Annotated in this window: 1 protein-coding gene; it reads right to left on the bottom strand. The window is 68.4% G+C overall.

The window, feature by feature from the left end:
* On the bottom strand, positions 1-272 hold a 272-nt coding region (locus tag E9565_RS22115; protein ID WP_236836750.1), incomplete at both ends, for a hypothetical protein.

Raw genomic sequence — 272 nt, 5'->3', positions numbered from 1 at the left:
ACGACGACGAGGATCGGCAGCACGAAGCCCAGCAGGCCGGTGAAGACGAAGCCCTCGTCCTGGACCAGGCCCCAGAGCAGGTACAGCAGCTGCAGAGCGATGGACGCGTAGCTGCCGAGCAGCAGCAGCCGCGGTTCCTGCCCCCGCAGCACCTGGATGCCACCGATCAGCAGGACGACGGCCGACGCGAAGGACAGCAGCGCCAGGAGGCCGAGCAGGGCGTCGATCTCGAAGACGGCACCGATGGCGAAGAGGGTGAGCAGCCCACCGAG

It is taken from the genome of Blastococcus sp. KM273129 (assembly GCF_021698995.1).
Taxonomy (GTDB): Bacteria; Actinomycetota; Actinomycetes; order Mycobacteriales; family Geodermatophilaceae; genus Blastococcus.
Note: the sequence above shows the minus strand (reverse complement) of the source record. Positions and strands in the feature narration are given on the sequence as shown.